Source organism: Dyadobacter sp. 676 (genome assembly GCF_040448675.1).
GTDB lineage: Bacteria > Bacteroidota > Bacteroidia > Cytophagales > Spirosomataceae > Dyadobacter.
The window spans coordinates 5363272-5389333 of sequence record NZ_CP159289.1 but is presented as its reverse complement, the minus strand read 5'-3'; the positions used below and the strand labels follow the sequence as shown (position 1 = coordinate 5389333).

Annotated in this window: 29 protein-coding genes; 7 read left to right on the top strand and 22 right to left on the bottom strand. The window is 46.1% G+C overall.

The genetic code is table 11. The features are described 5' to 3' along the window. Positions 1 to 15: 15 nt before the first annotated feature. The 15 genes from ABV298_RS23985 to ABV298_RS23915 all read right to left on the bottom strand — a co-directional run bounded on the left by ABV298_RS23985 (position 16) and on the right by ABV298_RS23915 (position 15486). Positions 16 to 1101, bottom strand: coding sequence for a hypothetical protein (locus tag ABV298_RS23985; RefSeq protein WP_353718684.1), 1086 nt, complete (start codon positions 1099 to 1101; stop codon positions 16 to 18). Next, positions 1091 to 2464 (bottom strand): HAMP domain-containing sensor histidine kinase, encoded by a 1374-nt coding sequence (locus ABV298_RS23980; protein WP_353718683.1) that lies wholly within the window; start codon positions 2462 to 2464, stop codon positions 1091 to 1093. The genes ABV298_RS23985 and ABV298_RS23980 overlap by 11 nt, the downstream gene beginning before the upstream one ends. 14 nt (positions 2465 to 2478) lie before the next feature. Beyond that, on the bottom strand, positions 2479 to 3291 hold the full coding sequence (locus tag ABV298_RS23975; RefSeq protein WP_353718682.1) for an ATP-binding protein: 813 nt from the start codon (positions 3289 to 3291) through the stop codon (positions 2479 to 2481). A 5-nt stretch (positions 3292 to 3296) separates the two neighbouring features. Continuing rightward, on the bottom strand, positions 3297 to 4865 hold the full coding sequence (locus tag ABV298_RS23970; protein ID WP_353718681.1) for a DndE family protein: 1569 nt from the start codon (positions 4863 to 4865) through the stop codon (positions 3297 to 3299). After that, positions 4855 to 5304, bottom strand: coding sequence for a hypothetical protein (locus ABV298_RS23965; RefSeq protein ID WP_353718680.1), 450 nt, complete (start codon positions 5302 to 5304; stop codon positions 4855 to 4857). The genes ABV298_RS23970 and ABV298_RS23965 overlap by 11 nt, the downstream gene beginning before the upstream one ends. A gap of 118 nt (positions 5305 to 5422) precedes the next feature. After that, the gene (locus ABV298_RS23960) at positions 5423 to 5665 is read right to left on the bottom strand and encodes a hypothetical protein (RefSeq protein WP_353718679.1); all 243 of its coding nucleotides are present in this window, start codon (positions 5663 to 5665) and stop codon (positions 5423 to 5425) included. A 46-nt stretch (positions 5666 to 5711) separates the two neighbouring features. Next, a complete protein-coding gene (locus ABV298_RS23955) occupies positions 5712 to 6953 on the bottom strand; it encodes an AAA family ATPase (protein WP_353718678.1) in 1242 nt (413 codons plus the stop codon). Then, a complete protein-coding gene (dndC, locus tag ABV298_RS23950; RefSeq protein WP_353718677.1) occupies positions 6953 to 8275 on the bottom strand; it encodes a DNA phosphorothioation system sulfurtransferase DndC in 1323 nt (440 codons plus the stop codon). Before dndC ends, ABV298_RS23955 begins: the two co-directional genes overlap by 1 nt. Positions 8276 to 8658: 383 nt before the next feature. Next, the gene (locus tag ABV298_RS23945; protein WP_353718676.1) at positions 8659 to 9456 is read right to left on the bottom strand and encodes an SOS response-associated peptidase family protein; all 798 of its coding nucleotides are present in this window, start codon (positions 9454 to 9456) and stop codon (positions 8659 to 8661) included. 8 nt (positions 9457 to 9464) lie between these two features. Beyond that, complete coding sequence (locus ABV298_RS23940) at positions 9465 to 9941, bottom strand: hypothetical protein (RefSeq protein WP_353718675.1); 477 nt, start codon at positions 9939 to 9941, stop codon at positions 9465 to 9467. A gap of 53 nt (positions 9942 to 9994) precedes the next feature. Then, the gene (locus tag ABV298_RS23935; protein ID WP_353718674.1) at positions 9995 to 11149 is read right to left on the bottom strand and encodes an OB-fold nucleic acid binding domain-containing protein; all 1155 of its coding nucleotides are present in this window, start codon (positions 11147 to 11149) and stop codon (positions 9995 to 9997) included. Further along, the gene (gene dnaE, locus ABV298_RS23930) at positions 11134 to 13227 is read right to left on the bottom strand and encodes a DNA polymerase III subunit alpha (RefSeq protein WP_353718673.1); all 2094 of its coding nucleotides are present in this window, start codon (positions 13225 to 13227) and stop codon (positions 11134 to 11136) included. Before dnaE ends, ABV298_RS23935 begins: the two co-directional genes overlap by 16 nt. A gap of 12 nt (positions 13228 to 13239) precedes the next feature. Further along, positions 13240 to 13575, bottom strand: a complete 336-nt coding sequence (locus ABV298_RS23925; protein ID WP_353718672.1) for a hypothetical protein — start codon at positions 13573 to 13575, stop codon at positions 13240 to 13242. Continuing rightward, positions 13556 to 14740, bottom strand: coding sequence for a DNA polymerase Y family protein (locus ABV298_RS23920; RefSeq protein ID WP_353718671.1), 1185 nt, complete (start codon positions 14738 to 14740; stop codon positions 13556 to 13558). The genes ABV298_RS23925 and ABV298_RS23920 overlap by 20 nt, the downstream gene beginning before the upstream one ends. A 2-nt stretch (positions 14741 to 14742) precedes the next feature. Continuing rightward, positions 14743 to 15486 carry an Error-prone repair protein ImuA gene (locus tag ABV298_RS23915; RefSeq protein ID WP_353718670.1) on the bottom strand — a complete coding sequence of 248 codons (744 nt, stop codon included), beginning with the start codon at positions 15484 to 15486 and terminating at the stop codon, positions 14743 to 14745. A gap of 71 nt (positions 15487 to 15557) precedes the next feature. Here ABV298_RS23915 and ABV298_RS23910 point away from each other — a divergent pair, with 71 nt between their 5' ends. Both ABV298_RS23910 and ABV298_RS23905 read left to right on the top strand, forming a co-directional pair. Continuing rightward, positions 15558 to 16373 (top strand): LexA family transcriptional regulator, encoded by an 816-nt coding sequence (locus tag ABV298_RS23910; protein ID WP_353718669.1) that lies wholly within the window; start codon positions 15558 to 15560, stop codon positions 16371 to 16373. After that, complete coding sequence (locus ABV298_RS23905; RefSeq protein ID WP_353723237.1) at positions 16373 to 16969, top strand: alpha-ketoglutarate-dependent dioxygenase AlkB; 597 nt, start codon at positions 16373 to 16375, stop codon at positions 16967 to 16969. The genes ABV298_RS23910 and ABV298_RS23905 overlap by 1 nt, the downstream gene beginning before the upstream one ends. A 6-nt stretch (positions 16970 to 16975) precedes the next feature. Here the strand turns inward: ABV298_RS23905 and ABV298_RS23900 are convergent, their stop codons facing one another. Further along, entirely contained in the window at positions 16976 to 17284 is a 309-nt protein-coding gene (locus ABV298_RS23900; RefSeq protein ID WP_353718668.1) for a hypothetical protein, read from the bottom strand. 183 nt (positions 17285 to 17467) lie between these two features. On the opposite strand from ABV298_RS23900, the gene ABV298_RS23895 reads away from it, so the two are divergent. From ABV298_RS23895 to ABV298_RS23880, 4 genes are all read left to right on the top strand, one after another. Beyond that, positions 17468 to 17764, top strand: coding sequence for a hypothetical protein (locus ABV298_RS23895; protein WP_353718667.1), 297 nt, complete (start codon positions 17468 to 17470; stop codon positions 17762 to 17764). Beyond that, positions 17758 to 19788, top strand: coding sequence for a DNA ligase D (gene ligD / locus ABV298_RS23890; protein WP_353718666.1), 2031 nt, complete (start codon positions 17758 to 17760; stop codon positions 19786 to 19788). The genes ABV298_RS23895 and ligD overlap by 7 nt, the downstream gene beginning before the upstream one ends. A 74-nt stretch (positions 19789 to 19862) precedes the next feature. Further along, positions 19863 to 20048: a DUF3606 domain-containing protein gene (locus ABV298_RS23885; protein ID WP_353718665.1), complete on the top strand. Its 186-nt coding sequence runs from the start codon at positions 19863 to 19865 to the stop codon at positions 20046 to 20048. Positions 20049 to 20050: 2 nt separating this feature from the next. Next, positions 20051 to 20830: a DNA-formamidopyrimidine glycosylase family protein gene (locus tag ABV298_RS23880; RefSeq protein ID WP_353718664.1), complete on the top strand. Its 780-nt coding sequence runs from the start codon at positions 20051 to 20053 to the stop codon at positions 20828 to 20830. Between the two features lie 2 nt (positions 20831 to 20832). On the opposite strand, the gene ABV298_RS23875 is transcribed toward ABV298_RS23880, so the two are convergent. Next, the gene (locus tag ABV298_RS23875) at positions 20833 to 21240 is read right to left on the bottom strand and encodes a DJ-1/PfpI family protein (RefSeq protein WP_353723236.1); all 408 of its coding nucleotides are present in this window, start codon (positions 21238 to 21240) and stop codon (positions 20833 to 20835) included. A 476-nt stretch (positions 21241 to 21716) separates the two neighbouring features. Between ABV298_RS23875 and ABV298_RS23870 the strand changes: the two genes are divergently transcribed. Further along, a complete protein-coding gene (locus ABV298_RS23870; RefSeq protein ID WP_353718663.1) occupies positions 21717 to 22322 on the top strand; it encodes a Crp/Fnr family transcriptional regulator in 606 nt (201 codons plus the stop codon). A 54-nt stretch (positions 22323 to 22376) separates the two neighbouring features. On the opposite strand, the gene ABV298_RS23865 is transcribed toward ABV298_RS23870, so the two are convergent. The 5 genes from ABV298_RS23865 to ABV298_RS23845 form a co-directional block, all read right to left on the bottom strand. Continuing rightward, positions 22377 to 22667, bottom strand: coding sequence for a hypothetical protein (locus ABV298_RS23865; RefSeq protein ID WP_353718662.1), 291 nt, complete (start codon positions 22665 to 22667; stop codon positions 22377 to 22379). A gap of 11 nt (positions 22668 to 22678) precedes the next feature. Next, on the bottom strand, positions 22679 to 24070 hold the full coding sequence (locus ABV298_RS23860) for a hypothetical protein (protein WP_353718661.1): 1392 nt from the start codon (positions 24068 to 24070) through the stop codon (positions 22679 to 22681). Positions 24071 to 24413: 343 nt separating this feature from the next. Further along, entirely contained in the window at positions 24414 to 24665 is a 252-nt protein-coding gene (locus ABV298_RS23855) for a hypothetical protein (RefSeq protein WP_353718660.1), read from the bottom strand. Between the two features lie 263 nt (positions 24666 to 24928). Beyond that, positions 24929 to 25468, bottom strand: a complete 540-nt coding sequence (locus ABV298_RS23850) for a S8 family serine peptidase (RefSeq protein WP_353718659.1) — start codon at positions 25466 to 25468, stop codon at positions 24929 to 24931. A gap of 112 nt (positions 25469 to 25580) precedes the next feature. Further along, on the bottom strand, positions 25581 to 25802 hold the full coding sequence (locus ABV298_RS23845) for an endonuclease/exonuclease/phosphatase family protein (protein ID WP_353718658.1): 222 nt from the start codon (positions 25800 to 25802) through the stop codon (positions 25581 to 25583). Positions 25803 to 26062: the final 260 nt, after the last annotated feature.

Sequence of the window (26062 nt, the reverse complement as noted above, 5' to 3'; positions counted from 1 at the left end):
GGAAAGTTCATCGGATTATTGTTTCTCTAGATCGTAGAAAAGTTTTAACTCGTTTGCACCTAACAATTCCACAATTGCTTTTCGGTCCCGATCCTCACTCTGGATATAACTGAGAGAAATGTAATTTGGCTCTTGCCAGGCGTATCTTGGCATTTCAATAGTTCGGAGGCCGTCTGACGCCTCCAACGGAAGACCAGATAATCGACATGCATACCAAAACGTGTCAAAAGTATGGCTGGATGGCATTTGAATTGGCAATATTTGCGTTATACCTGTATGCTGTCTCAAAAAATTAACTCTTTCATCGGCTGACAAAACCTTCAAGCTAGTACCAGCCATCTGCTTCCACCAATTCAGTATGTCATCTTGCCACCAGCGTTGGTAATAATCACCTAGAATTCCTTCGTATTTAAATGCGTTCAAAATTTCCGTTTTTAGCTGGCCCCAGCCTTCGGACTTTTCCAAGTCGATTCCAAGTCGAATTGAAAGAAGCTTTTCATCGAGTAGCACGCCGTTTGCGTGAATTACAAATTGATTTACCAGATATACTACTTCATGCGGGGTTTTACACTTCTCCAACTCCAGGGCAACTGCAACCAATTCATCATTTTGAGCAACGTTTCTTTTTAGAACTTCCTCAACGCCCATTGGGCCACGCAAGGCTTTGTATGCATTCGAAAAGGCTATAAATTCATTCTTGATCTCGGCACTTGAAAAATCAGTTTCCTTTTTATACTTACGATCAAACAGGTCAATACTTGTTCTATCAAAAAATGACATGTAGTTTTTATCGGTGCTGCAAAGAAAAATAGGGAGATCATTGATCTTTTTAGCTTTGACATCTGTCCGAATAGTCTGAGCCAAATCTGACCCATTGAATTTCACATCAATTTCAGTCCCGTCGGAAAACTCTAGTTTTAAATCCAAAAGCAGTCCATCATATTCATTGAGACCTTGCCGTTCAACAAGGTCCTTTTTTGTCGCATCCCACGACTGAGGTTGGGCGACATGAAATGTCAGTGTTTCGCCATCGTTTAATAGCTTAACAAACCCCTTCGCCTTTTCGGGTTCATCATCAATGTAAAGAAAGTTAATAGCCATACTTTTTAAGTTCAGTAGTATTTGCAAGAGGAAGCGTTATACGGATGTTTGTCTTGAAGCCTGCTTCTGGCAACTCAACAGTAATAGCGCCCCCTCGATTTACGATCATTTGTTGAAGAATGTGCAGTCCAAGACCAGTACCAGTGCCAAGTTCATCATTTCTGTTTGTTGCAGTAGTGAAAAAAGCGTCAAATATTCTTGACTTATCTTTCTCTTTGATACCAGAACCGTTGTCTTGAAACTCAAAAATAATATTTCCAGACGAGATGTCTTTCCGTGCCGAAATAAGAATTCTCCCTCGCCCTACTCCCGCTTTAATGATTGCCTTTTTAGCGTTGCTGTAGAGATTTTGTAGAATCGTATTCCATTCTGAAGGATGCATTGGAGTTGAGATCAGGTCTTTGCCAGTTAAACCAAGCTGTATATCAATTTTTCGTCGTCTGAAATCCCAAGCCGTGACCTCCATGAAAGATTTAACTGCTATGCGAAGATCGATTGGTTGTAAATCTCGTAAAACATTTTTTGAAATAGTTTCATCAAAATAGGATGTATAAGCCTCAAGAGAAGATAGGATTGACTTTATATTTCGAAGATTCTCCGAAATTTCCGTATCTGGCTTTTTAGCAAGGGTGTCTTCTATGTAATTTTTCGTTGAGGGAACAATCTGTTTAACCTCGTGTATAAATTCGGCAATAGTCAGCCCGGTTCCCGCAAGAACGCGCATCATCTCTAATTCGCTAATTGCTGCGTTCGAGGCCGAAATAAAGATTTTTGTAGCGACTTCCAGCTTAATAGACGCTTCAGCCTTTTGTTCCTCTGTAGCATCAGGATTGCGGAGAGTTTCAGCGGCATCTTTCAGATTTGCAACATTCTTTTTTACGGAGGATGCAGTCGGAGCCGGTTTCTTATCTGGATTCGATGCTTTGTATTCATCGGATTTCCGAAACCAAGAGATAAATCGAAGGAAAGCATCTTGCAGTGCTTTAGATATGAATTGCTGCAGCTGAGTAAATGCCTCTTTTTCAATTAAGCCTTCACGACCAGCAGATTCCTCAAAAACCTCCCCCTTGGGGTCGGTCAATTGTACGAATCCCACCAGGTTTTTGTTGCTGAACGGAATCCCTTTCCCAATACGTGAATTTTTTTCGATACTTAACCAGTCATTTTCTTGATCGCCATACTTCGGTACTCGGAACCCGTTCCTATATAATTTAATACCGCCATTTTTTTCAAGATAGTCAGAAATCACACCAAGTTCGGATCTAGTTATTCCATAGTAAATAGTTCGGTCACCACCGATGAAATAATAGGCTTTAAAAGCTATCTGAGATTTGGTCAGTAACTTGCCTAATGGGCTGTCCATATCAAGTTCGTCGCTCAGTCTTTTTTTCTTCCTTCGAAGGTAAAGCCCTTTGATTCGACCTTGCAGTGCCCATAGCCCTTGCTGTCTATATAGCCAGAAAATGTAGCGAGCGCTCGATCGAGTAACATAACCTGAGGGTCAGCAACAATAGCCCAATCCTCGGTAGGAAGATTTCTGCGGAAGAATCTTACTTCAAAACCCTCTTTTTTTGCTTCAGTGACAACAGTACCGCCAGCCCCGACCTTCAGAAGATCTGGCTGAATCAATTCTGCAACGTATCGGTAGACCCGACGAATGTCCGCATCGCTCCATTTCTCTCTCAAATCACTAATGAGCAAAGTCGTTCCCTCACCTTTAGGTCTACCTTTAATTACTACATTTAATTCATTCGTGACTTGGCTAATTTCTTTATCGGTCCTATAGTCATCCCAATTGATGACAAGCTTGTGAGCCGTCTTCTTATTCTCAGCTTGGGTAATTATTTCAAGACGTTTTCCAAGGCGCTGGGTCGAAAATCTACCAATCCCCTTCCGGCCGGCTTTTGGCCGGTTATACTGTTTAGAAATTGAATTATGTAGCTTATCTGTAGTTGCAAGCCTCATAAAGCCTTTTATCAGTTGAGTTTTGTCCATTCCGGCACCATCGTCCTCAATAGTCAAACTACCTCCCTCCGAATCTGCATTTTCAAAGTATAAACTGACAACATTTGCGTCTGCATCGTATGCATTTTTGATAAGTTCTGCCAATGCAGTTTCAGATTTAGCAACAAGTTCGAGACCAAGTCGATTAATGATGCCCGCATCAACGGAAAACGCAACTTTTGCCATAGAGGTTATGCTTTAAATAGTTCGGCCACCTTATATTCTTTAAGGTTACTCACAAGTTGATATCGTTGAATGTTCTCCATACTTTGTTTTAACCTGTTAAGATCCTTGTCACCGACACCCAGAAATTTCTGCATTAGCCTTAGGTTAATTTTGTCTTTAATATCGAATAAGAAAGCCGTTTCACACATACTACTGAAGTCAAAGGTGGGCTGATTGAACTCTTCAATACCCTGGGAAAGCAACATTACAGAAACGCCCTTACTACGAATTTCCCGAAGTATTTTTTCGAGAAGGTCTTGGCTTTTCTTCTCCTTAAATATTACATGTGCCTCATCGATGAGTAAAATATAACGCATTCCTTGGAAGTTTCCTTCAATCGGTGCATTATCCATATTCATGAACGTGTTATAAATGTAATTGATGATGAGGAAGACTGATGTAAAGCGCACATTGTTCGGCAAGTCGCCGGATAGGCTTACATAGATGTTCTTATTAAGGAAGCTGTCCTTTAAGTCTACAGTAGTTTGGAAAAGCTCCATTTCACTTAAATCTTGAAGGATCTGAGTCAATGTGCTCGGTTTATCATCAACGGCCAGAACATTCTTATATATTTCCAGAAGTGATGGATACGTCCCTTTTTTTGAGTTCTGAAATGCTAGTCTCGTTGCTTCTTTCAACGTTTGCTGTTGAACTTTTCCAATGTTGCTATAATTGGAAATTATGTCAACGAATTTATTTATTCCCATTAGGCGATTTTTTTCATTGACAATATCAATAAAAGCTAATGGATTTATCGGAAATGGCTTTTGTGGCGCATCGATATACGTGGCCTTGGTCTTTTCAAAGAAAGGTTGTAGCGCCTTTTCGTCTTCTTTTTTAAGCCCCTTGAAGTCTAAATAGATGAAGTTTACGAGGCCGGTTGATTCACTAACGACCTGCTGCAAATATGAATTCGCGAAGTAGGTTTTCCCAACACCTGAATTGCCGGCAACGGCTACATGAGCATTATTGTGGATACTGATGTCGTTCATCTTAAAATAAATATCTTCTCCGTTGAACGTGCTCCCAACCTTAATTTTCATTGAATTTGCAAAGTACCTTTTATTGGAGATCCGATTCCTTCTGGTTTGCTCATCTAAAAGGATGGCGTCGTTATCTTGTGTGGTTTCATCTAAGGCTTCAATTCCCTTCTCAATATGTTCCAGCAAAAAGTCTAGTCCTGAATAATTTTTATTTTCTTCAAATAACTTGTTCATCAACTTCAATCCATGATCAATATGCATTTTTATATATTTTGCAATACTTGGATCAGTTTTGTGGAGTTGATAATGTTGGCATATTATCGCAATGTAATAGTCTCTGTAATTTCCAAATAGAATATCGTCCTTGTATTCTTTCCCACGACTATCTAGCAAATGTTCTTTGTTGCTTGGGTCGAAATGCGCACCGCGAGATATTGAGTATGCAAAGGCAACCCTCGATATGTAATTTTCTGAAGCACCAGGAAATACTTTTCTAGAAAGTTCCTGAACGACCGGCTTGTTGGATTCTGAAGTCCGTATGTTAATTAACATGATTATACATTCTATTATAGGTGTTCAGGAAATCGTCTGGAGGGAGCGAAATGAATTCACTCTTGTCTTCATGCAGATTGTTTATTAATACCGTCTTTGCGATATGCTTTGAAATAAATTTATATTCCCTCTCCGTCAACTCCTTATTAATAAGTGGGAATATCACGACTTGATCGGATATATTGGGGTAAAAATACTTTACAATATTTTCAGCGTGCTGCTCGTCGAACTTTTGCATAGGTGAATCAATAAAGACAGGGAACTGAATGTCACTCTCTTCTACCAGACCGCGCAGCAGCGCGGTTGCGTACATTTGCTGTTCACCCTTGCTGAGAGATTCCTTTTTTATCTCTTCTCCACGTATATTCCTTAAGATGATGTCAATATCATCGCCAATTATTTCAACTTCTACTTTCTTGATGAAACCTTTTTTATGCATAAGTGTTTCTAGTCCTGCCAGAATTTGAGACTCTAGGGATGCTTTCTTTTTAGCCTTGAATTTTGAAATAAAATCTTTAAGGTTTGTGATATTTCGGGCAATAATTTCGTCTTTTGTTTTATTTTTCTCCGAAACACTTAATTTTTTTTGAGAGCTCCTCTATACGCTTTGCCCGTTGGGTTTTTTCGTTCAGAAATTCACCAATTTCCCTGTTTAGTGAGTCTACCGTGTCGTCGATTCTGACGATTTCTGTATCCAGCTCTTCTTTTCTTCGCCGGAGTTCGGCTATTATCGGGTTTTCCTGATTTGCCTCAGCATCTTTTATGCGTCTCCGAATATTGTTTAATTCGTTTCGGGCCAAATTGTACTCGGCATTTATCCGCCTAAACGACTCTCGAAAGGAAAGTTTAATGTTGCTTAGCAGTGCAGAGAGCTCGTTCTTTTTTTGAATCGGAAAATTCATGCAATACCCTAAACTCGTCCGGTAGGGCAGGCGTGTCGGCAAAGAAATGTTTTCTGATTAATTTCTCAAACGAATCTGCATAGAAGCCGTGAACCCTGTGATCGATTGGCAAATCAGAGGGCTTCGGAGTGTTCAATAAATCTGTTAAGATCTTATTTGTCACCCCCCGCACATTTTCTTCTTTGTATTGCGCCGCTTTAAAATTCGCTTCATTTTCGAGTTGTTTGCTGACGTCGAGGAAAGTCTCACCAACGATGGCAAAAGGAATGATATCGTATGAATCCTTCAACTCAGTCTGTAAATCCGACTGCCGCTTATTTAGTTCTTCTTCGAGTTGCCTAAGTTTTTGTAACTCTTCTACCGTGATTAGGCTACCTTCTCTTATTAACTTTTCCTGGATATCTCGGGACTCCTTGTTTTTTTCGTTACGCAATTCTCTTAGGTCAACGATTTTACCCTCGTTCTCCTTAATCTGCTCTTCGAATGAATGGACTTCCGCTTTTATTTTTTCTAATTGTCCCTTTTCAGCCGCGCTTGCTGACTCTTGGCGGAGTTTCAATTGTAGGTTTTCCAGATTTCCTCTTATGTCCTCGTACTTTTTTATCCCTAGAACTTCCGAATATGCGCGGCTTAATTTCTTTCTTTGCTCGTTAGTTGTGACTTCGGCTAGATTCACGATTTTTTCTGCATCAAAAAAGAAAAATTTCGCGATTTCAATTGGCATAATAAATTCCCGGATAAAAATCTCTTGGCCGACTTCCTTTGCCAACTCACTTTGGTAGCCGTCAATCAAAACGTCTAAATCCTCACTACCGGTGAGTGTGTTATATTGCCTTTTTATAAGAATTTCCTTGCAAGGGCCAAGCTGAGGAATATTTATGTTTTCGAAAAGGATTGAAACCGAGAAGCTATGCTCTCCTTCGGTTTTGGCCAGCCTATTCAATGAGCCTGTAATGTACTTACTGTATCCTCCTTGATCTTCGATTTCTTTTTTATAAAGATCATCTACTTCCTGCATATTTCGACCATACATACACCATACTAACGACATTAAGAACGTGGTTTTTCCGAATCCATTCCTGCCGCTCACTATGTATATGTTTCTCTTTCCCTCTGAGCTGAGGTCGATCAAATTCTCGCCCTTATAGATGCGGAAATTATTCAGTGTAATATCTTTTATCGTCATTAAATATTTCTTTCTTGTGAATCCTTAATGAACTGGTCAAGCCGATTTTCGATATCGTCTAATAGGCCTCTTTTTCGCATCATCAGCGTTTTCGTCTTCTGAAGGGCTAGTAGGTCTTGAATTAGTTCCACGTCACTTGGTTCTTGTTTGCATGACTTGCGCAAGAGTTCTTCTTCCTCTCGGAACTTCTCATCATGTTTGCTCATGTCCAGATGTGTTTTGTAGATCTTGTTATATATGTCGGAGACCTTTGTTTTAAAGAAAAGGTCTCGGTACCAATGAAACTGAATTAGCACCAGTTCTTGATGTGTAATAAGTTCGACTCCTTCCGTTTCCTCTAGACTCTTTTGAGCCTTGAGAACCCTTTTTAATATCTCTACTCTTGTGTCAAACCTATAAGGCCCCCAGATTCCCTCTTTCTCCGTACCGTCCCGTCGTTTTTTTTCTCTCCATTTTTCCGGATTATCTCTTGTTTCGACTAGAAAATTTCGAATTGTAGACAAGGGTTGCATCCATTCTTCGCCGTTTTCAATCAATCCTTCCATGGATCTGTCTTTGTTCACCACAGTGCATACCCAGCAACCGAATCTGCTGTTTCCGCAGCTCGGAGTACTATCGTCAATTACAAGTGGACAGTCCCCGGCGTTCGCATTCCTATAAAGTGTTACAAGTTCTTTGTGCGTTCCGCCCCATGGTGGCGGTACTTGATTTAAATATTGCCATAACTCATTTGTCGTAACATCTTTGATAGCAGCATAGACATATGCGTTGGGCAATTGGTGTTTTCTTAACCGCTGGCCGGTTACCTCGAATTTCTTTATAGATGCTGCCCTGCTGGAACTCTCTGCGCTCCTTGTACCTAGCAAGAGAATCACCTCCCCGTTTTCAGCGATTTTTTCTGTTATTAGACGAGTAGTTGGGTTAATTTTAAGTCTTTCCGTGCACCATCGGTAAAACCTGTTAGGCGCCGGGTAACCAAGTCCGATGAGCCTCACCCAGAATGTGTCATCTAGCTTTGGGATTGTTTCTTCTACAACAATTGGAATTTGTTGATCCACAGCCGCCTTTTGGATTTTTTTCAGTGTTTTGTTAATGAACTTAACAATTTTCGGATTTTCAACCAAGGTATCGTTACACACAACATACACCTGCCTAGTCAGCAATATTGGATCAATTTTCCGCAGAGCATTCCATACGACCTGCAAGAGCATTGTGCTATCCTTTCCGCCGCTAAAACCAACGATCCAAGGCCTAGAAGGATGCGTGTCATATAGATATTGGTCAATTATTTCATGTTCAAGATGCTGTATGTTTAATGCCATGATTTTACTTCTAATCTAATTGTTTTGAGTCTGATACCCAAAGTAACAATTTTGTTGATGCTTTGGGTAACTGTATTTTGTAATTGTATAATGTTTTTTTCGACACCTGAAACCGCTAATTTTCAATTTGCTGAATATAAGCCACTAGTGCGTCAGTGAAGATGTAAGTATCGAGCAACCGCCCATATAGGGAAAACGACTAGCATACCGGCTGGTGGAGAATTTGATTGCTGATGGCGGGAACGGCAAGTGCATTTTGTGTCAGTTGAGGGTGTTTTCGACAAATTTAGCCTTTTTCCTGCATAGCTCTCTAATATTTGTTAGTGACAAGCGCTGGCCTCGAATGATGACGAAACGTTTTGAAGCTGATAGCGCCGGACAAACTAGAAAATTGACAACTGCGGTTGCCTTGGCTCATCATTCCCCAAAGGCGGGAGGTCGTCATAATGCCACGGCTCATACTTATGTTTCCCATCGGGTCGCGGCTTTTTACCTCTCACGCTGAAAACCGGATGATAAGCAAGCATTTCAGATGGTAGCTGATAATCAAAAACTGCCTTCATGTCAGCATCCGTGAAATGTTCAGACAGCCAGAATTGCTCCAATTCCGGCGTCAGGAACAGTGGCATCCGGTGCTTAAACTCCCCGTCATTATGAATATTGGCCATCACTTCATTGGCTGTGCGCGTCAGCATTCCAAAGCTGCCCAGTTGTATTTTTTCACCATTTGGACCAATGCTCTCATAGAGCTGGTACAAGCCAGGCAAAAATTGTATTGCGCGATCTTTTGCCCAAATGTAATACGGGACCTTATTGGCCCAGCCGGTAATCGCCCGATGCTCGTAAGTGCCACTCACCGGAATCAGGCACCTGTTTTTGCGCAAACGGTACCAGTATGAACGTGTATCGCCGAGCACGCGCTCGGATTGCATGTCAGCCATTTTGATCCTCTTTTTCTTGCGCATTACAGGGTCTTTCTCGTAGGTCGGATCGACCGACCACTCCATGTTCGAAAGAATCAAGTCGGCTCCTTGCCGGGAAATAATCGGAAATTCCGGAAAACCGAAAGAAAGGACGTGTTCCTGATTTGGGGATTCCAGGCTGACACGCTGATCCTTGACTTTTGGGAACACTTCCCGAGTCAGCTCAATGTCGCTGTGTAGTGAGATGTCGTAACACATAGGGCGCTTTATTTAATCATTTCATATGCATCAAAAGTGTGTTCCGGTCCGTTCGCAGTAACAACTGCTTTGAGCCTTCCGTACTGTAGCGAAAGGTTGATGTCAATCTGGTCGGTTTGCCGGATGGGCATTCTCGCTTTCAGGTAAGATATAATATTTCTTTGATAATGTTTAAGAATTCTGTTATCCCAATTGGGGTCACGAAAAGTATTAAGGAATAAGTAGTATTTCGGATCATTGATCAGGTCGGTAATTTTGGTGGCGTCTGCACTGAGGTTTAATACCTTTCCTTCTTTCTCTGACAAGTGCGAAACGTGCTGCGCTGCTTTGACCTGATCGGTGTAAGGAGTGCCCATAAAGCCGCGGCCAGGCTCTATGCCGGGCCAGTTGAACCGCTGCAGCACAATGAAGTGATTGCCATGCTGCGCAATCCGCTTCAACATCGGAATATTGAGGATTTCAAAGGGATTGTAGGCGGCGGTCATTAGGTCATCAGGGTTTACATTCAATTTAGTAAAGTTGTTTCAAATTGTGAAAACTACCTGAAATTCCGCCCAGAGGGAAAGATTTCAAGCTGGACGGCTTTTTTGCGAACCTGTGTTTTTTTATTGACTGCCTGGCTGGCGTATTCGTCCCTTTCGTCTGCTCGTGACAGGGTCGACACATCCGGGTCTTCGTCATTACTTACATTTAATCCACGTAGCAGGGCCGACATATTAAAGCATCGCTTAGCCACGACGTGAATGACTTCACCTTCGATCTGCAACTTTCCCTCAACCATTAAAAGGCGGGATGTCAGGATTTCCGATCGAAACTTTTCAAACAGGCTTTTAAAGACAACCAAGTTCGCAACGCCTGTTTCGTCCTCGATTGTAATGAAGCATACGCCACCTGCGGTGCCCGGCCTTTGGCGTACCAGGACAAGACCAGCCACTCTGATGATCATACCATCCTTAAACTTAGAAAGATCGCTGTTGCAAGTGACAAAGTTTGCGGTAAGCTGCTGGCGGACAAAGCTCACGGGATGTGCCTTAAGCGACAGAGCAATAGAAGCGTAGTCCTGAACGACGTGCTCTGACAAAGACAATTTGGGAAGCGAAACAGGCTCTTCGAAATCGCTTGCTGATTGATGGCCGGTAAATATGCCCATCGGACGATCAGAAAGTGCGGTGGCTTCCCACATAGCTTTCCTGCGATCCATGCCCATTGAGCGAAAGGCGTCGGCATCCGCGAGTCTTTCCAATGCCGCCTGCGACACACCGGCATCCCTTATGTGATGAATGGCTTTATAAGGTGTTACTCTTCCACTCACCAGCAGTTCCATGTCCTCCTGACGGATACCTTTTATTTGGCGAAATCCCAGGCGCACTGCGCGGTATTTGCCATCCTGCTCTTCAAGGGTGTTGTCCCAATAGGAAAGGTTTACATCTACCGGGCGAACAACAACCCCGTGGTTTCGCGCATCGCCAACTATCTGCGCCGGCTGATAAAATCCCATGGGCTGGCTGTTGAGCAGAGCAGCGCAAAACACATCCGGGTAATAGTATTTGAGCCAACAGGAAACATAGACCAGTAAGGCGAAGCTGGCCGCATGGCTTTCCGGGAAGCCGTAACTGCCAAAGCCTTCTAGTTGCTTAAAAATACGCCTTGCGTACTCTTCCGTATAACCGCGACCGGTCATGCCGTCAACCAATTTTTTTCAAATTGGGTGACCATACCGCTAAGTTTGAAAGTTGCCATGCTGCGGCGCAACTTGTCTGCCTCTGTAGGAGTAAAACCTGCGGCTACAATCGCAATTTTCATTGCCTGTTCTTGAAACAGTGGTACCCCAAGCGTCCTTCCCAAAATGTCTTCCAGCTCCTTGGAAGGAAATTCGACAGGCTCCTCGCCGTTCCGGCGTCGCAAATAGGGATGCACCATATCACCCTGGATCGGTCCAGGCCGCACGATCGCTACTTCTATGACCAGGTCATAAAAGTCCTTTGGCTTTAGCCGTGGTAGCATTGATTGTTGTGCACGGCTCTCAATCTGGAACACGCCGATAGTGTCGGCATGGCCGATCATTTCATAGACTGCCGGGTCGTCCTGCGGGATATTGGCCAGCGTGAGATTGAGCCCGTAATGCAACTTAGCAAGGTCGAACGCTTTGCGGATACAGGTGAGCATACCCAGGGCAAGCACATCAATTTTGAGAAAGCCAAGCGCATCAATGTCATCTTTGTTCCATTCGATGTTTGTGCGGCCCGGCATTCGGGCATTCAGGATCGGGCAAAGGTCCGTAATCTTTCCTTGGGTGATCACAAAGCCACCTGTATGCTGGCCAAGCTGCCGAGGAAAGCCCATGAACTGACGGGTTAAATCAAGAGTTTTAATTAAATGAGGATCGTCTGCATTAAAACCCTGATCTGAAATCCGCTTACCCTCAAACCATTCATCGGTAAACTCCCAAATGGAGCTGGAAAGCTTGTTAATAGCATCCACTGACATCCCCATTACCTTTGCGACGTCGCGGATGGCTCCTTTCTGGTGTAGCTGCGTAACAGTAGCCACAATAGCCGAGCGGTCGCGACCATACTTCTCATAGATGTATTGAATGACTTCCTCGCGCCGCTCATGCTCAAAATCCACGTCTATGTCCGGTGGTTCATTTCGAGCCGAAGATATAAACCGCTCAAAGAGCAAATCGAACTTCGTTGGATCGACACTAGTAATTCCCAGACAGAAGCATACGGTGGAATTCGCGGCCGATCCGCGTCCCTGGCAAAGGATGCCGCGCTCGCGGGCGAAACGGACAATATCATATACTGTTAGAAAATACGCTGAATAGTCCATTTCCTCGACAAACCGTAATTCATGGTTGATGGCGTTTACCACCTTTTCAGGTAACGGCTCGCCATAGAAGTCGCGTGCTCCTTTCCAGGCCAAAAAGGTAAGTTCTTCCAGCGGCGTGCGGCCTTCGCTCGTAATCTCTTCCGGGTAGACATATTTCAGGCTATCCAAGGAAAAAGTGCATGCTTCGGCTATTTCCTGCGTACGCCGGATCGCGTCCGGGTAATTACGGAATAAGCGTAGCATCTCCGCCTGGTCTTTTAGATAGCGCTCAGCATTTTGATGAAGGCGGAAGCCTGCATCGTATATCGTGCACTTTTCGCGGATGCACGTCACAACATCCTGCAGCTGGCGGCGCTCGGGGTGATGGTAGTAGACATCATTAGTTGCGATCATGGGGATGCCAAGCTTTTCACATAGCTCTGAGATCCTGAACAGCTTTTTGTGATCGGTTCCCAGGTACGAGCGGCACGCTGAAAGGTACAGGTCCTGGCCGAGTTCGGAGCGATAATCCTTCAGCGCAGTCTCAAATCCCGGTTCAAATTTATAGCCTGACGAGAGGCAATCCGGTGAAACTGCAACGAATTTCATACCCTGGGCATGCTCATAAACATCACGCCTGTACAACTCACATTTTCCTTTCTCCGTCCTCAGGTTCCCTTTGGAGAGCAGGGCTGACAAGCGAGTATAGGCTTCTTTATCTGTCGGATATGCCAGTAAACTGGGGCCGTCCATCAGGTCCAGGCGAGCCGCCGGGATGATCTGTAATTTGGTGTCACGGGCGGCAGCATGTGCCCGAACGATTCCAGCGAGTGTGTTGCGGTCTGTTATAGCAATTTTATCGTAACCCAACAGACCAGCCTGCTCGACCAGTTCCTCAGGATGCGAGCCGCCCCTAAGAAAGCTAAAATTGGTGGTCACTTGTAGTTCAGTGTATCTCATTGCAAATACTTTTTAAGCGAAGAAGCCGTGGAGGAACCAATCAGGATTATGATCATCTCCATAATGCCCCAGGCGGAATATCCAGTAACGGTTTCCGTTTTCATCTTCAACCAGGTAATAGTCGCGGTGCAATCCGTCGGAAAGCCACCATTCTTGTTCAATGCGGTCAGGGCCATCGGCTCGCTTTACCTTGTGCACCGTGCCCTTGTAGCGGAAAACCATAGGCGGATAATCCGGCACTGGCGCACTCACCTCAATTCGTTCGGGGTTGGCCAAAAGCTCAACAGGCCTTGGCTGGTCTGTGCGCCAATAAGTTTGCGGATGGTCTTCAAGAGATGAGGCTTCCACTATTGAGCGCTCCGGCCAGTGATGTTCTGCCGGAAGATACCGGTGTATCACCTCGCTGCCGGCCCGGGCTGCCAGGCGGTCCAGCAGTTCGGCGATAGCCACCTTTTTTATTGCCGCTGCTCAGGTTCCATAGTGCTTCCTGGGCTGCTGGCATGGGCTCGACCACCGGGGCATCGAGTACGAATAGCTCTATACCTAGCGCCGGCTCAATAGTTGGAATTTTAAGTTCAAACAGCTTGTACAGGTGAGCTGTACTGCACGAAGGGCCGCTGGTTCCAATCTCGACCTGCCTGATTTCGCCATCTAAGCGGTAACATTTTAAAATGGCCTGCCGAAGTCCTTTATCCTCGGCTGCAAGCCTGGTGCACATCTTTTCAAGCAGCTTTTGGAGAGCTATCTCGATGCCCGTTGCCGTGCGGATCGGTTCCATGCTTGGTAGGCGCTCCTGGAAAGGTTCAAGAGGCTGTACGGGCATAAATCCTTGATGGACATGGCCAAGCGCTTTTCCTAATTGATCAAGCATGATTTGCCCAAACCTGCGCCTGAGCACCGGCCGTGGCATTGAAATGAAGCTTTTAATTTGATACAGGCCCAACTTATGCAACTTCTCTACGACTTCACCCGGTAGCCTGAGCGCATTGGGCGGCAGTGGCATAATAGCCTCCATTTGTCCGCCGGGAGCGATAATAGGGAAAGCCCGGCTAAACCGGGACATAGCCCATGCAGCTCCGATCGTGTCGGCCATCGCGGCGCGTACATCATAGCCAGACGTTTTCAGGCGGCCCATGATGTCTTTTAGGTATGGCGTTTCGCCTCCCCATAGATGCGCACAACCGGTCGCATCCAGGATCAGCCCGTCGGGCAGGTCCAATGCCACAAGCGGCGTGTAACGGATCGCCCATTCGGCAATCGTTGTCAGAAGGCTCTGTTCAATCGAAGGATCATAGTCAATTACTATTAATTTCGGAAGCACGGCACGCGCATCGGCGACCACCATGCCAGTTACTACCCCCGCCTTCTCGGCGATACTGCTGGAAGCCATCACGATCATGCGTCCCCTCTGCTTGGCAGCGAGCACAAACGGCTCTCCCGCAAGCTCGGGCCTTCTGAGCAGCTCGCGATCTGTAAGCAGATGCCGGAACCATATGGCCACATACCGTTTCATCTCTATCCGACTTGTAGTAGGTGTTCCTGAGAAACTTGCTGTGTTTCGGTTATATGCTCAAAATGGTCTTCTGCCCAATTGATGCGCCATCTGCCCGGTTCGCCGTTGCGGATTTTGAGGACGGAAACATCCCAGGTGGCATAACCAACACCGGGGAGCTGTCCACCCACGGGCTTCGCGGGTACCGGTTTTATCTGCCACCTGCAGGCCGCTGCAACGGCGGTGGCTATACGTGGGTTAGCTCTATGGATGAGTCCGGTGACCCGGCTTTCTTCCACAGCCAGCTGAAGGCGGCGTGATTCGGTGAGGTTCAACTCTTTTATCTGGCCAACCACCACAGAAAGTGCGTCGCATTTTAGGGCTTCTTCAAGCGCCCACAACAGATCGCGGTCCCTTTTGAGGTCAACAAAGATGATCCTGTCGGCGGCTACGCCAAACGGAGAAAGCCCTAGAGGGAAGACGTTTCGTTTGGTGCCGATCCAGGCGCACATGCCGTCTGTTTTCATGAGCCGACCAGCCAATGCCGCCATAAAGCCGGTAGTAGCCGCCGACTCTTCTGGCAGACTGCTGATGAATTCGTGGATTGCGCCGGTTGGAAAAACACCGCCCGGGAAAGCCTTTTCGATCGGACCTAAGCCTAAATTGGTATGGCTGCCCCCTGGTGAAGGTGGGCGGAAACCTTGCAGCGAAAGAATCTCACTCCGCAGCTTGGCAATCAGCTCATTTTTTTTCTTCGCAGTTTCCATCGCATCACAATTTTACTTTAACTTTGATACTAATTGTAACAAACTAATGATACCAATTGTAGCTAAACTCGATGAATCCTCCAAAATATTTTTTTGCACAGAACATTAAATTTCTCCGGGAGCGAAAGAGAAAAACGCAGCAAGAGCTTGCTGACGAGCTTTTTATGACGCGGGTGAAATTACATGCCTTGGAATCCGGAAGGACAGCCGCCCCGCAGCCGGAGGATTATTTCAAATTCTCTGACTATTTCCGGCTTAGCATCGACACGCTGATGCGGATAGATATCTCCAAGCTTGGGGAATTGAAGCTACGGGACCTTCAGGCGGGCAACGATGTCTACCTGGCCGGAAGTAATCTGCGGATACTTGCGATCACCGTCGACAAAGCCAATAAGGAAAATGTTGAGTATGTGCCGGTGAAGGCCAAGGCGGGATACCGTGACGGGCATGCGAACCCGGAATATATTGCTGCGCTGCCTAAGTTTTCCTTTCCTAACCTTCCCTCAGGCACGTTCAGGATGTTTCCGACATCAGGCGATTCGATGCTGCCCTTGCCCGAGGGTGCAGATGTTCTCTGTCAGTTTGCGGAGGATTGGACAGCGATAAAGGCCGGAACTTTATGCATCGTCATTCTCAAAGGCGAGCAGGACTTTGTTTTCAAAAAAGTAACGGTTAATGCTGAAAAGAGATCACTTCTTTTGGAATCCCTCAATCCGCAATACAAGCCTTATGAGGTGGAAATTAAAGAAGTGCTTGAAATCTGGAAGTACCACAGCTATCAGTCCAAGGCGATTCCGGAGCCGGTTGCTGATGTTCAACACATATCCCATACGTTAAGTGAGGTGTTGAAGCGATTAAGTAAAATAGAAGAAAAGGTAGAGAAGTGATGCAGTTCAAACTATTTGATGATCAACAGCAGCTCCGGCTGCCGCAGCATTTAATGCAATATACACCGGGCTTTATCAATGAGAGCGAGGCAAGCAGGCTGCTGAAGCTCTTCTTAACAACAGTCCCCTGGGAACAACATAAAGTGATAATGTATGACAAAGAGATTGTGACGCCGCGCCTTTGCGCCTGGTATGGACCGAGGCCGATCAGGGAGAATGATGTCAGGACACCGAGGCCAATGACCGCGGAACTGCAATCACTCAGGCAAAGGATCATGGTTGTGACCGGCATCCGGTTTGATGGCGTGCTACTAAATTATTACCGGGACGGTAACGATAGTGTCGCCTGGCACGCTGATAAGGACACAATCCCTGGCGTCAAAACCGATATTGCCTCGGTGAGCCTTGGACAGGTACGCAATTTCGACTTCAGGAGTAAGGACAATCATAGCCAGCGGTATTCCATTGCGCTCGAACACGGCTCTCTATTACTCATGAAAGCCGATCTTCAAAAATATTGGGAGCACAGGATCGCGAAATCAAGTACTCCTATGACCGCCCGGATCAATCTGACATTTAGAAAGACGCATGTTTAATGAGCTCTATATCGTGGCTACTTCATGGTACCGCATCAAGATCTCATCCTGACGCAGCAGCTCTTGAAGCCTCATTTTTTGTCCTTGCCAATAAGGTAAGTCTACTTCCTGCATCAATATTTCGTAAATGATCATTTCATCTGTTACAAGAGAGCTGCCTGATTCTTTCCAAAGACCTTTGGCAGGTGAGCGGCTATAAATCGTTATCCCGCCGAACTTGGTCGCCAACTCTTCCCGAAGGTCTGCAAAGTAGTGTCCTGGGAAAGGATCGCCCTTCTCATCCTTGATTGGCAATAGCATTTGGAGTAGCAGCATATTAGTCCTTTAAACGTAAGTAGAAGAAGTTAAAAAGTGTTCCAGAAATACAAGAGTTGACATCGCCTGAGGAATGTTGACTTAATAGATACGAACCTCCGGATTAAAGGTCTTGGACTGGTACGCTTGTTGCATCACAACAAAGATGTGCCAGTATTGTTTTCATTCTAAAATGAGCTAGTTATGAAACAGATGGATATACCACAGGAAATGCAGGTTCCCGTCGATTTTGAATCGGAAGGCCTGTCACATCGGGTAAAGGAACTGCGACCGGTTATTTGGCGAGAGGGGACGGATTTCTGTTGCCTGCTCGGCCCTGATCCCCAGGAAGGAATATTTGGTTGCGGTAACACGGCTGAGGCCGCAATGAATGATTGGGAAGCACACCTGCGCGAGCGTATAGAAAACGCGAGCATCTCAGATGACATAGCTCAATACGCTATAGATACGCTAAATATCTCAAAGGACGACGTATGGTAAAGCGCAAGAAAGACCCAATGCCGGAACGCATCGATCCAATGTTATGCACACTGGTAAAGGAGGTGCCAAGCTTACCTGACTATCTTTTTGAAGTGAAATGGGACGGCTACCGGATCGTATCCTACGTAAAGTCGGAAAAAGTCCGGATGGACTCGCGAAGCGGCCTCAACTATACGGCGAAGTATCCACCGGTTGAGCAGGCGCTTAAAGCGCTTAAACATGACGTAGTCATTGATGGCGAGGTTGTTGTTTTTAACCAGGAGGGCAAACCAGATTTTGATGCGCTGCAAAAGTACAATGGCCACAACACACCGATCAGCTATTGTGTCTTTGACCTGCTGTGGATGGACGGTAAAAGTCTAATGGACTTGCCGCTGACCAAACGAAAGGAACTATTAAGGTCCGTTATCAAGGATCAGCCGGTATTGAAATTCAGTGAGAGCTTCGATGATGGCAAAGCTTTGTATGAACAGATATTGGCAGAAAACCTGGAAGGGATTGTCGCCAAAAGAAAAGACAGTGTTTACGCCCAGGGTGAACGGGGCAACGACTGGCTGAAGATTCCGACAAGGAAGCGGCAGGAATTTGTCATCGGTGCCTGGGCGGAATCGACAAAATCACGATCTTTCAAAAGTTTGCTTTTCGGTGCCTATGAAAACGGCAAGTTTATCTGGATAGGCCGCAGCGGTGGAGGCTACAAGGACAAAGAAATGCCCGAAATCCTAAAAAAGCTCAAGGCTTTGGAAATAGACAAATCGCCCTTTGCAAATCCTATCCTGGATACAAAGGGCGCGGTTATGCACTATGTCCGCCCGGAGCTGGTAGCAAATTTTGAGTTTGCTACTTGGACAAAGTCCGGCAGGATTCGCAAGCCCGCAACCTTTCTTGGTTTTCGTAAAGATAAAAAGGCTAAGGATGTCGTCCGTGAGGTGCCCAAAGAGACAGAGATTATCGAGGCCGAAGCAGAAGAAACGCAGAATCGGGTGTCAACCCGTAAACAGAAAACAGCCTCAGCCAAAAAGAAAACCTACCTGAATGAAGGCAGTAACTGGCGGCGCGTCGACGAAAGCTATGAAGGCAAGGAGGTAACAGACTTTGACCTTGAGCACTGCAGGATACAATTACATGACATTGAGCGTGAAATATGGTCCGGTGTGGCTAAGGGTGACCTGGCACTGTATTACAATCGGGTTGCTCATTACATTTTACCACATCTTGCCGATAGACCGCAGTCGCTCAACTTAAAGCTTACCCATGCCGGCGGTCCGACCACCTTTATAAAAGACATGGAGAACCGCCAGCCGGCTTGTGCAGACATTTTTACCGATAAGCGGAGAGTCGCCAAAGCAGGAAAACGAAACCGGATTGACTACCTGGTGTGCAACAACCTGGAAACGCTGCTGTTTATGGTCGATTGCGGCTGCGTGGATATCAACACATGGGCATCCAGGACCGAGGCGCCGGAGACTCCGGATTACATTTGGCTGGACCTGGACCCGACCGTCAGCAAAGGGGATTCAGGTTCGGAAGAGGCTGGATTTAAAAAAGCCGTCGATGTGGCTTTGGCAGCAAAAGACGTGTTGGCGAGCCATAAAGTAAAATCGCTGATCAAAACCTCGGGTAAGACAGGGTTACACATTTATATTCCTTGCCAGGGGTTCGATTTCACACAGAGCCGTATCATTGCTAACGCTCTGGCCGATCAAATCCACCCACTTGTTAAGGCGATCAGTACCAGAAGCGAAACGATCAGCCTACGTGGTGACCGGGTCTATATAGACGCCAATCAGAATGACTATGCCGACACGCTGGCTGCACCCTACTGCATTCGTCCTTACCACCAGCCTACGGTAAGCACCCCGCTGGACTGGCGGGAAGTTACGCCAACGCTCGATCGCTATGCTTACAACAAGGACACCATATTCAAACGGCTGGAAAAGAAAGGCGATATATTTTCTTCGGTCCTGGACGCGAAAATCGCCGCTAGGAACGCGGAGAAACTACTATTTTTCTTGCATAGATAGCTATGGCTGACCATTAGCACAATTTTTGCCTGAACATTCGCCGATGTCAATTGTTGGACATAAAAACTTAAGTTATGGCAGACGATAAATCAAAAAGAGACTTCCGCGACCGTAACCGGATCGCCGCCGATGAAGAGTATGAACTCGATTACGTAGCGAAGGAGCACGGTGTTAGCAGGCAAGACGTTTTGGATGCGATAAAGGCCGTCGGCAATGAAAGGTCGAAAGTCGAAGAGTATCTCAAACGTCAAAGCAAGTAGCTATGCCCGAGCTCCCAGATCTGCAGGTATTTGCCAGAAACCTGACAAAGACACTGAAAGGCAGCAAGCTGGAAAAGGTTACCTTGCTGCATACCTCGAAAGTGAAGGTTTCTAAAAAGGAGCTCAACGAGGTGCTTTCCGGCAAAAAGCTTCGCGAAGTGCGCAGAGTTGGAAAGCAGCTATGCTTCGACTTTGCCAAGAACGCCCAATTACTTATGCACCTAATGCTTCATGGTAAACTGGTTCTAGAGGCTCGCAATGCGGAGCCACCGAAACACGTAATCGCAGAGCTCCGGTTCGATAACAACACACTCTACTTAACCGACTTTCAAAAGGCAGCGCACTTACTGTTGAATCCCGAGTCAAGCCGGGCCGTCGATGCACTTTCAGATGAGCTGACCGCCAGTTGGCTGACCGCGAAGCTTGAAAGGAGTCGTGCGAAGATCAAATCCATTTTGATGGATCAGAAAGTCATCGCCGGGATAGGCAATGCGTATGCCGATGAGATACTTTGGAAAGCGAAGATCAATCCCGAATCTATCGCCGGTAAAATTCCTGATGATGTTGTAAGGAAGTTGAGCTCGGTGATTGGCCAGGTTCTGAAGCGTGCAGAAGATGCTATTGTCAAAAAGCACCCGGATATTATTAGTGGTGAAATCAGGGATTTTCTAGAGATTCATAATCCCAACAAAGAAAGGAGCCCTGGCGGGGCTGAAATTCTTACGGCCACTGTCGGTGGCCGTAAGACCTATTATACAGATGAGCAGAAGCTATACAAATAGCGTTAAGCATGCACCCGCTGTTCTTCAAGCAGGCTAATAAGCGCCCGGGCCGTTGGTCCGGCCGATAGCGGGTTTTGTCCAGTTACCAGTAGACCGTCTGTTTCTACATGACTTGTGAACGGGAGCGTTGCACTATGAAAGTCCGCACCGAGCTCTTTAGGCCTTGTCTCTAATTTGTAGGGCACGTTGTCCGCTCGCAGTGTCAGCGTTTCTTCCGTGTTGGTGAAAGCTGCAATCCGCTTTCCGCTCAAAAAACCAGGCTGCAACTCGGCAGCTTTGATCAACGCAGCCGGGCCATGACATACCGCGCCGACTGGTTTTGCTGCCGTGATGAAATCCAGGATCAAGCGCCCGCTGAATTCATTGGACGCAAGGTCCCAAAGCGGACTTTGTCCCCCGAGATAGAAGATGGCATCAAACCGAGTGGGTCAACGTCAGTAAACACGCGGGTATTATCAAATGCAGCTTGGGCAGCCGCATCATTATTGAAGCGCCGGTTTGACTAGAGACGGCTATTCAGGAATAGCTAATCTTCCAAATTGTAAGCGATGGTGATGTCTTTATACCGGGTAGGTGGAGCCATGCGGAGTAAATCTTAATCATTGAGTGGGAATTGGACAAGTGCACATTTTGGTAAAGCTATTCATTTCATTGGCTCCTCAGAAGAGGAATAAGGACGAAAAAGATTTGGGTGATCCGTAAACCGAAAATACAAAATTGGGTAGCAAATTTAGTTAGCACTTTAATCTAATATTGATGAAATATGAAACCCGCAAATGATCGTCTTTAATACAAGGGAAGGTTTTGATTGCTGTTTGTCGCCACGGGTAACAATAAATGCTTTGACCGGAAAGTTTAAAATAGGAAGCGCCCTCACTATTATCACATGGCCGCGCTTCTTACGCTGATTGCAAGAATGAACCCATTTATTTCTTACCTAAATACATTCGTTACATTGCCGATAGAGGCGCAGCAAGCGATTGAATCAATAACCATTCATCGAGAGCTCCCGCGAGGTAGCTTACTGCTTGCCAATGGAGATGTCTGCAAAGAATTCCATTTTTTAGCTTCAGGGCTTGTGAGAGTTTTCTATTACAAAAGTGGTAAAGACGTTACCGCCTGGTTTGCTGCCGAAAAGGCGATAGCCAGTGCCATAGATAGTTTGTTTTCGGGCAATCCCTCGATGTACAATATCGAGCTTTTGGAGGATTCCGACATTTACAGTCTCCAATATCACAAATTAGAATTGGTCCTCAGGCAACATCCGGTCGTAGAGCGGTTAGGAAGGCTTCTTGTGACCCATAACTACTTGCTATTGGATGAGCGGATGAAGCTGTTCGCTTTTTGCACTGCTGAGGAAAGATATGAGCGCCTTCTGCAACAGCTGCCGGACGTATTTCAAAGGGTGAAGCTGGGCCATGTTGCCTCTTACTTGGGCATCAGTCAGGAACATCTAAGCAGGATCAGGAGTGCGTACAGAAAAAATAACTGACAGTCCATAACAGCCATTTATGAACTGCCAGTATCTATCACAGGCTGCTGGAAATCACGACCGCCTTCCCACCAGCCGCAGTATCCAGCATACGACCGCAAATACAGTAGACGATATCACAAGCATGTTAGCCAATGCGAACCAGCCGACAGTGAAGGATTTGCCATGTTCGTTTCGAAAGAATCCCACAAGTTCCCAGGCAAGGTAAACGAAGAAAACACCTGAAAATGCGATCGCGAGCGTTCTGATGATATCTTTATCACTATGATAAAGACCATTAAGCAGCTTTACGATGATGTAACTTACTACGATTAGGTAGATTGCTGCGGGTATTAGAATTTCCATGGTTCAAAGAGTTAGTTGCATGGTCCTTTACTTGCCGGCGCGGTACCCCCATCAAGATCAAGGTCTCCGGATGAGCTTTGATGGTCTCTCAGATCCTTTCCGAGTTGCCCTGGGGACATCCCTTTCCCGATTCCAAATGGGAAATCCGTTTCTGTTTTTGGAAACGTCAAGCCAACGGCGTCGGCCACGGACGCCACAGCAGTAGTACAATTATACTCATTTACATCATACATCATCCCGAACGCTGAAATTACGCCGTTTATGGCACTGGTAAATCCTTGATAGTCTAGATCCCATGAGGCGGACACCGTGTAGCTGTCGCCGCCGTTGCTTGCCGCGTGCGAGCTCACCCAACCAGTGCCCATTGAATTAGGATAAAAGCCAACAACCTGCCGCGTGATGACGCCATTCGTCGTTTTTTCGAGGCCGATAAAAGCATGGCCGACGTTTGATCCTTTTACCGTTTTCCCGGTTCCCGACATAGGTTCGGCTACATAAACTGTCATCTTATAGGTAGATGCCGCTGTATTGGTGCCGAAGCAGTCAAGGTGCTTGCGAAGGTTGATGGCGGGGTGTGACGAGCCAGGCATTGTCATCTGGGAAGGCGACGTGATCGTCAGGTCAGATGGACCACCGGCGTTGGGGTTTGGCTGCGTGGGAAAATCTGGGACCCAATAACACTGTGGAACTATGATCTCATAGAACTCACAATAAGTAGGCGTGCTGTTGGGCTGTAAAGGGGTGCAATCGCCATTTTTACATATAGCATAAAAGAAGTTGGTACAGGTGCCGGCTTTAAAGACGACAACATCACAGATGGTCATATCGATCCGTCCGGATTTTACACCCTTGACCATTTCCGTTTCGACGCCCTGCACACTTTGAAGAAGGCCAACAAGTTTATTGTTCTTGTAGGTAAAACCGTTTAACAGTTTGCCGTTCCAATCTCGTACGGTCATCGCGCCGGAAAAATGTTCTATGTCAACCTTGAAGTCATTGTCTTTTGCCGAACTGAGGTATTCGATTACCTTGGCTGTAAGCTTGTTTTCTTTATGGCGGAAAACCCATAGATAGGTGTCTGCGTTCGCAGGTTCGCCTGGCTGGTGGTGCTCGATCGGGATAATAAGCAGGTCTTGGCCATTTTCCATTTTGCCAAACCTAGCGCGCTCCCAGTAAACATTTCGAACAAGGTTTTTCGAATCGTTTGTTGCAGTGCGTTCCTGCTCTTTAAGGTACTCTTCGTAAAACCATTTTTTAGCAATTGGAACAGAAACTTCGTTGGATAAAAAGGATGTAGAGTCTGCCCGATCTATTAATGGCGTGTGAACTTCGGGCTTATCGCAACCCATGATAGCGGCAAGCAAGATCATTAATAGCGCCAGTGACTTGGAAATTGTTTTCATTCAAATGAGCATTTAATTGATGGATAAATTTTCCATCAAATCTCATTTCCCGGAAACTAAATTGCTTTGATAATTATCAAAAAAGGTCCCGGAGCTTTATTTTTTTAATGATAAGGCTACCCGCATCAATAAACTTATAGTGCCGAGCGGCCAGTACTTTCACTTGTATATGGAATGCAAAAGCCATGGATAGACTTATCATTGCAAGTAGATTTGAAATAAAAACAAAAAGCAGGCGGTTGCCGTCAGCATAACCAATCTGCAAACGTCCTGCATGTGGTTCCGGCGGGCGAGCTTAATGGAAAAGAGGCGGAATAACCGCCTCTTTAAGAACATCGCTTACTTATTCGAGCACTATCCTGATTTTGTCCGTTTTTTGATCGGAATCTTTTCCCGGTACTACATGTAAAAAATAATTGCCGCGTGGTAAATCCCGAACCGGCAATTCGATCGTATTGCCGTTTTTAAAGGCACCTTGATTGTAAGTACCTTTTACCAAAACGCTTCTTGCCGGTGCAGTAGACTTCTCGCTGTAAAGGATGATCTGTTCTGGCAGGGCTGCCAGTGTTTTTGTGTCTTCAAAGGTAATGTTCAAATAATCCTTTGCCGGATTAGGTAAACGGTGTAAGCTGCCATAAAGCAGTTCTTGGTGCAGATGGATAGCCCTGTATTTGTTGTACCGCAGGAATTTGATGCAGCGAGACTAATGCCGGAACAGGCAATATTATAGTCGGAGAACGATGCGCTTGGGCCATTGCCGCTTAAACTTGCACTAGACCCTGCCTGTAATGACCACGAATAAGAATTCATAAGATCATGGCCCACGAGGTCGATATAATGCGTCTGTCCGGCACAGAGCTACCCGTTAGTGAAAGGCTGCCCATTGACGGTGAAACTGATTATCGGTTTGCCGACGTTGACGGTCTTGGTCACGCGAAATGGGGTACAACCGGCAGTGTATTGTATGTTTGCAGTAATAGTCGCTTGCCCATCTCCGACCCGCGTGGCTGCAGCTGTAGGGGCATTGATGGTAAGGATACTGGTATTGCTGCTCGACCAGGTTACTGTAGCCCCAGCAAGCATATTCGTTACGGAATAGCTCGCTGAAGGGCATACCACGGATGGTCCGGAGACGAAGGATGTAGGCAACGAAGACTGAACAGCTGCAAGCGCATTTACTCGGCCGTAGCCAAAGGAATTGTCGAAACCGCCCGGTCCCATGTCGATGGCTGTTTGTTGCAATTTCGTTCTTACCTGGACTTCTGTTGGCGTAGGATTAACAGAAAGCGTCAATGCGGCTACCCCGGCAACCTGCGGACGCGCAGCAGATGTGCCGCCGAAATTTGCGAAGTAATTGCTTGGTACGTAGCCCGCAGTTGACATCCGATCAGTCGTCATTACGTTGCCACCGTCATCAGGTGAGCCGGATGGCGCCAGCAGGCCATAGGTGACCCTTTTTCCGCTGTAGTCCTATATGGCGCCAGTGTTTTGTATGGCGCCGACCGCGATATTATTTAGCATGGCTGGCAGGAAAGGCGACACCGTTCCAGCTTTTTTGCCCGATCCATAGCGCTTCATAGCCAAGCCGCTCAATGTGTCTGACGGGAAATTTGTCGTGAACAGCCTTCAATTCCTGCAGACAGACTATATCAGGCCTGGCCTGTTGCAACCATCTTAGCAATACCGGAAGCCTTCCGTTAACCCCGTTGATGTTATACGTAGCTATCTTCATAGTCTGGATGTTCACCGTCTCGTGGGGGCTGGTCGAATTAGCGATCTTGGCTTGATGCACAAATTTTATGCCTCAACCGATGTCAGCAAACGTGATGGCTTCGCGCTTGCCGGAAAGGCACCAGTTCATAACGGTCTTTGATCAAAACAGTCAACTTCGGGAAAGATTGGACTAAGCAAGGAAAGGCATGTCGAATGCCCGTTGAAGTGTAACCTTGCAGTAGAACATCAGATAATTCACATTGCACAATGAGCATATCC